The following is a 5,454-nucleotide window of genomic DNA, read 5'->3' as shown; positions in this document are numbered from 1 at the left end:
CCACCCCGGCTCCGGCGAAGGCGGCGGCGCCCCGACCCCGCGACCCCGACCAGGGCGGCGCCTCGGGTGACGACGAAGCGGACGCGACCCGCGCGACGCCGCTGCGCGGCGCGAGTGCCCGCGTCGTGACGAACATGGAGGCCTCGCTCGGCGTCCCGACCGCGACGAGCGTCCGCGCGGTGCCCGCGAAGCTGCTCATCGACAACCGGATCGTCATCAACAACCACCTCGTCCGCAGCCGCGGCGGCAAGGTCTCCTTCACCCACATCATCGGCTACGCCCTCGTCCGGGCGCTCGCCTCGATGCCGGAGATGAACAGCGGCTTCACCCACGACGAGAAGGGCAAGGCCGTCCTCGTCACGCCGGCCCACGTCAACCTCGGGATCGCCATCGACCTCGCGAAGCCCGACGGCACCCGCCAGCTCCTCGTGCCCTCCATCAAGGGCGCCGAGGCGATGGACTTCGGGCGCTTCTGGACGGCATACGAGCAGATGGTCAGGAAGGCCCGGGCGGGCACGCTCGCCGTCACCGACTTCGCCGACACGACGATCTCGCTGACCAACCCCGGCACGATCGGCACCGTCCACTCCGTCCCCCGGCTGATGGCCGGCCAGGGCGCGATCATCGGGGTCGGCGCGCTCGAGTACCCCGCGGAGTGGCAGGGCGCGAGCGAGGAGACGCTCAACCGCAACGCCGTCTCCAAGATCGTCACGCTCACGAGCACGTACGACCACCGGATCATCCAGGGCGCCCAGTCGGGTGACTTCCTGCGGATCATGCACCAGCTGCTCCTCGGTGCCGACGGCTTCTACGACGACATCTTCGAGAGCCTGCGGATCCCCTACGAGCCGATCCGCTGGGTCCAGGACATCAACGCCGACCACGACGACGACGTCAACAAGGTCGCCCGGGTCCAGGAGCTCATCCACGCCTACCGCGTGCGGGGCCACCTGATGGCCGACACCGACCCGCTGGAGTACCGCCAGCGCCGCCACCCGGACCTCGACGTCACCGAGCACGGTCTGACCCTCTGGGACCTCGACCGCTCGTTCGCGACGGGCGGGTTCGGCGGGGAGGCGTTCCTCAAGCTCCGCAAGGTCCTCGGCATCCTGCGCGACGCATACTGCCGCACCATCGGTGCCGAGTACATGCACATCCAGGACCCCGAGCAGCGCGCCTGGATCCAGAGCAAGTTCGAGGTCAAGCACGACCGCGTGAGCCGCGACGAGCAGCTGCGCATCCTGCGCCGCCTCAACGCCGCCGAAGCCTTCGAGACCTTCCTGCAGACCAAGTTCGTCGGACAGAAGCGGTTCTCCCTCGAGGGCGGCGAGTCCGTCATCGCCCTCCTCGACCGCATCCTGTGCCGCGCGGCGGCCGACAACATGGACGAGGTGTGCATCGGTATGCCACACCGCGGCCGCCTCAACGTCCTCGCCAACATCGCCGGGAAGAGCTACTCCCAGATCTTCCGCGAGTTCGAGGGCAAGCAGGACCCCCGGTCGGTCCAGGGATCCGGTGACGTGAAGTACCACCTCGGCACCGAGGGCCGGTTCACGGCGGAGGACGGCTCGACGACGAAGGTCTACCTCGCGGCGAACCCGTCCCACCTCGAGGCCGTCGACCCCGTCCTCGAGGGCATCGTCCGGGCCAAGCAGGACCGTCTGGACCGGGCCGGCGAGGACTTCCCCGTCCTGCCGATCCTCATGCACGGCGACGCGGCCTTCGCCGGCCAGGGCGTCGTCGCCGAGACGCTCAACCTGTCCCAGCTGCGCGGCTACCGCACGGGGGGCACGATCCACGTCGTCGTCAACAACCAGGTCGGCTTCACGACGTCGCCGTCGGCGTCCCGGTCCTCGACGTACTCGACCGACGTCGCCCGGATGATCCAGGCGCCGATCTTCCACGTCAACGGCGACGACCCCGAGGCGTGCGTCCGCGTCGCCGAGCTTGCCTACGAGTTCCGCCAGCGCTTCACCAAGGACGTCGTCATCGACATGGTGTGCTACCGCCGGCGGGGCCACAACGAGGGCGACGACCCCTCGATGACCCAGCCGCTCATGTACAACCTCATCGAGGCCAAGCGGAGCGTCCGCAAGCTCTACACCGAGAGCCTCATCGGCCGCGGCGACATCAGCAGCGAGGACGCCGAGGCCGCGCTGCGCGACTACCAGCAGCAGCTCGAGCGCGTCTTCCTCGAGACGAAGGAGGCGCTGAAGAGCACCGACTCCGGCGACAACCGCAGCTACTCCGGCACCGATGTCGAGGGCCATGCCGGCCTCGAGCCGCCGAGCGCCCAGTCCGCCGGCGCCGACAACCCCCGGCGCGACGCGACCCGAACGGCGATCGACCCGGCTGAGCTGGAGCGTCTGGGGCAGGCGTTCGTCGACTACCCCCGCGGCTTCACCGTGCACCCCAAGCTCGCCCAGACGATGGAGAAGCGCGCCGCGAGCGTCCGCGAGGGCGGCATCGACTGGGCCACCGGCGAGCTGCTCGCCTTCGGCTCCCTCCTCATGGAGGGCACTCCCGTCCGGCTCGCCGGTCAGGACTCCCGCCGCGGCACGTTCGTCCAACGGCACGCGGTGCTCATCGACAAGAACACGGCCGAGGAGTGGACACCTCTGCTCTACCTCAGCGACACGCAGGGCCGCTTCTGGGTCTACGACTCGCTCCTGTCGGAGTTCGCCGCCATGGGCTTCGAGTACGGCTACTCCGTCGAGCGGCCCGACGCCCTCGTCCTCTGGGAGGCGCAGTTCGGCGACTTCTTCAACGGCGCGCAGACGATCGTCGACGAGTTCGTCTCCAGCGGCGAGCAGAAGTGGGGACAGCGCTCCTCCGTCGTCCTGCTCCTCCCTCACGGCTACGAGGGCCAGGGACCGGACCACTCCAGCGCGCGCATCGAGCGGTTCCTCTCGATGTGCGCCGAGGACAACATGACCGTCGCCTACCCCTCGACCCCCGCGTCGCACTTCCACCTGCTCCGTCGCCAGGCGTATGCCCGTCCGCGCCGTCCGCTCATCGTCTTCACCCCGAAGTCGATGCTGCGGCTCAAGGCGGCGGCCAGCGCGCCGGAGGACTTCACGACCGGCACCTTCCGGCCGGTGCTTCCCGACCGGGCACCGCTCGGTCACGTCGACCGCGTCCTCATCGCGGCCGGCAAGGTCGTCTACGACCTGGAGGCCGAGCGCGCCAAGCGCGACGACGACCGAACCGCCATCGTCCGCGTCGAGCAGTACTACCCGCTGCCCGGGCGCGCGCTCGCCGAGGCCGTCTCCGCCTACCCCGACGCCGAGCTCATGTGGGTCCAGGACGAGCCGCTCAACCAGGGAGCATGGCCGTTCATCGCGCTCAACCTGCCGCAGGCGCTCGCGGACCAGGGTGTGCGGCGACCGCTGCGGGTCGTCTCGCGGGCGGCGTCGGCATCGCCGGCGACGGGGTCCTCCAAGCGGCACGCGGCCGAGCAGGCGGACCTCGTGGCGCGCGCCTTCGACCGCTGAGACGCGGCGGGGGCGGGCGTTGTACTTCACCGACCGAGGCATCGAGGAGCTCGCGGACCGTCGGGGCGAGGAGGAGGTCACCCTCGACTGGCTCGCCGAGCAGCTGCGGACCTTCGTCGACCTCAACCCCGAGTTCGAGACCCCCATCGAGCGGCTCGCGACGTGGCTGGCGCGCCTCGACGGCGACCTCGATGACGAGTGAGACGGAGCCTCGCGCGTCGGCGGGGACGGCTAGGGCAAGATCGTCCTCGTGACGACTGACGCGACCGGCAACGAGTTCCTCCCGAGCGCCCGGTTCACGGTGACCGCGGAGGGTCGCCGTGACGTCGGGCTGTGCTTCATCGGCGCCTCCATCACGGCGGGCTACGGCGACCCCAAGGGCCAGGGGTGGGTCGGTCGCGTCGTCGGGCGGACCACGCATCCCGACCTCGACCTCACGGCATACAACCTCGGGGTGCGCGGGCAGACGTCCGCCGATGTCCTCACCCGGTGGAAGGTCGAGTGCCCGCCCCGTTGGGCCGGCCGCGCCGAGCGCCGGCTCGTCGTCGCCATCGGGGCCAACGACGTCGCCAAGGGCGTCACCCTCGCGCGGCACCGGCTCAACCTCGCCAACATCCTCGACGAGGCGAGCAGCACGGGCATCGGGACGTTCGTCGTCAGCCCCTCCCCGACGGCCGACGAGGAGATCAACGGCAAGCTCGAGGTGCTCGTCGAGGCCCAGGCCGACGTGTGCGCCCGGCGCAACGTCCCGTTCGTCGACTGCTACGCCCCGCTCCTCGGTCACGACCAGTGGCGCTCGGAGATGGCGGCGGGCGACGGCGTCCATCCCGGCCAGGCCGGCTACGGCCTGCTCGCCTGGCTCGTCCTCCACAACGGCTGGACCGACTGGCTGGGCATCTGACGGCCTCGCCGGCCCCGAGACCGGCGGCCTCCCGCCGCACGGCGTTCAGCGCCGCCGGGTGAGGAACGCCTCGATGAGGGCAGCGGCCTCCTCGCCCTCGCTCGTGCGCGAGATCGTGTCGGCTTCGGCGTCGAGCTGCTCGGGCAGTGACCGGGCATAGCCGTCCCGGAGCAGTCGCCGGGTCCGTCCGAGAGCCGTGGCCGGTCCGGCCGCGAGGGCCTGGGCGAGCGCGGTCGCGTCGGCCCGGACGGCGTCGTCGGCGCAGACCCGCGACACGAGTCCCCAGTCCAGGGCCTCGCGCGCCGTGAGCACCCGGCCGGTGAGGGCCAGGTCGAGGGCGCGTCGCAGGCCGACGGTGCGGGGCAGGAGCCACGAGGTCCCACAGTCCGGCGTCAGGCCGATCCCCGCGTATGCCGTGAGCAGCCGCGCCGACTCCCCGGCCACGACGACGTCGGCGCTCAGGGTGAGGGCGAGGCCCGCGCCCGCGGCCGCGCCCTGGACCCCGGCGACGACCGGACGGTCGAGGGCGTCGAGACGGGTGACGACCCGGTGCGCCGCATCGGCGAGCTCGCGGACGAACCGCCGCCGGTCCGGCGCCGCCGCCATGCTCGCGACGTCGCCGCCACCGCAGAACATCGGGCCCCGGCCGAGGAGGAGCACGCAGCGCACGGCCGGGTCCGGGCCCACCTCATCCAGGGCCGCCTCGAGGGCTTGGCCGACCTCCAGGTCCAGGGCGTTGCCGGCCGCCGGCCGGTTGAGCTCCAGCGTGGCGACGCCGTCCGCGACCCCGCAGACGACCGGCTCCGTCTCGTCAGCCATCGTGCCCTCCCTCGTCCGAGGCGTTCCGTGCCCGCCTGATCGGCGGTGCCCCGGCGCTTCGCTCCTCGACGAGCCCATGGGTCACGAGGTCGGCGAGCCGGTCGTAGGCGGCGGCGTCGGCGAGCCCGGTCTCGGCGGCGATCTCGCCGCTCTGGATGGCCGTCATGACCTGGCGCACGGCGGCGCCGACGAATGACGCGTCGACGGGGCGGAGGGCACCCGCCGCCACGCCGTCGGCGA

5 protein-coding genes are annotated in these 5,454 nt (G+C 71.8%); 3 read left to right on the top strand and 2 right to left on the bottom strand.

Going from position 1 to position 5,454, the window contains the following annotated elements; genetic code table 11:
• The 3 genes from BN12_RS17755 to BN12_RS17745 all read left to right on the top strand — a co-directional run.
• The coding region (locus BN12_RS17755; RefSeq protein ID WP_083454741.1) for a multifunctional oxoglutarate decarboxylase/oxoglutarate dehydrogenase thiamine pyrophosphate-binding subunit/dihydrolipoyllysine-residue succinyltransferase subunit at positions 1 to 3,494 on the top strand (3,494 nt) is incomplete at its 5' end.
• A gap of 19 nt (positions 3,495 to 3,513) precedes the next feature.
• Positions 3,514 to 3,696 (top strand): DUF6104 family protein, encoded by a 183-nt coding sequence (locus BN12_RS17750; protein ID WP_048554541.1) that lies wholly within the window; start codon positions 3,514 to 3,516, stop codon positions 3,694 to 3,696.
• A gap of 48 nt (positions 3,697 to 3,744) precedes the next feature.
• Positions 3,745 to 4,395, top strand: coding sequence for a GDSL-type esterase/lipase family protein (locus tag BN12_RS17745; protein ID WP_053080076.1), 651 nt, complete (start codon positions 3,745 to 3,747; stop codon positions 4,393 to 4,395).
• 45 nt (positions 4,396 to 4,440) lie between these two features.
• Here the strand turns inward: BN12_RS17745 and BN12_RS17740 are convergent, their stop codons facing one another.
• The gene (locus BN12_RS17740; protein WP_048554539.1) at positions 4,441 to 5,214 is read right to left on the bottom strand and encodes an enoyl-CoA hydratase-related protein; all 774 of its coding nucleotides are present in this window, start codon (positions 5,212 to 5,214) and stop codon (positions 4,441 to 4,443) included.
• Positions 5,207 to 5,454 (bottom strand): helix-turn-helix domain-containing protein (locus BN12_RS17735; protein WP_048554532.1); only part of this gene is annotated, 248 nt, incomplete at its 5' end. The genes BN12_RS17740 and BN12_RS17735, both read right to left, overlap by 8 nt.

The sequence above is a fragment of the Nostocoides japonicum T1-X7 genome, from assembly GCF_001046855.1.
Classification (GTDB): domain Bacteria; phylum Actinomycetota; class Actinomycetes; order Actinomycetales; family Dermatophilaceae; genus Nostocoides; species Nostocoides japonicum.
Note: the sequence above shows the minus strand (reverse complement) of the source record. Positions and strands in the feature narration are given on the sequence as shown.